Origin of the sequence: Halomonas sp. AOP7-B1-5 (genome assembly GCF_052353045.1) — a bacterium.
Lineage (GTDB): Bacteria > Pseudomonadota > Gammaproteobacteria > Pseudomonadales > Halomonadaceae > Vreelandella > Vreelandella colorata.
Map to the genome: position 1 here is coordinate 1 of NZ_JBQTDC010000132.1, position 485 is coordinate 485.

The window sequence follows — 485 nt, forward strand, 5'->3', positions numbered from 1 at the left end:
CTTGTACGACGTCATCCTCATGCTGACTAGCGGTAATAAACAGAATCGGGCCTTTCCAGCCGTCATGCTGACGAAGGTGACTAACAACGTCCATGCCACAGCCATCGGGTAAGCGCCAATCAATGATAAGAAAATCGAATAATTGCTGCTGAGTGCTTCTTCGTAGTTCATTGGATCGACCAAACAATGACACCTCATATCCAGCCGAGAGCAAGCACTGTTTTATAAACTGTTGTTGATCCAGATCATCCTCAAGTACACCAATATGCATGGATTAATACCTATCCCCGCTATTTAAGCACTCTTTAACTATGTCGTTATAAACATTGTAAATTACGCAGCAACGTTAGCTAATTAGAGTTTATAGTACCTCCTTGACACAAAGTTTCACAGTTAGCCTTTAGGAGGCCGCTATATACTCAACCTTCAATCAACATGTCTTCTTGGGAGGGGCTTAATCATGGTTCGATATGTAGTTGTCCTAG

Annotated in this window: 1 protein-coding gene; it reads right to left on the reverse strand. The window is 42.5% G+C overall.

What is annotated here, in order from left to right:
- Nucleotides 1–271 (reverse strand): response regulator transcription factor (locus ACT3XD_RS19720; protein WP_444280715.1); only part of this gene is annotated, 271 nt, incomplete at its 3' end.
- Between the last annotated feature and the right edge of the window lie 214 nt (nucleotides 272–485).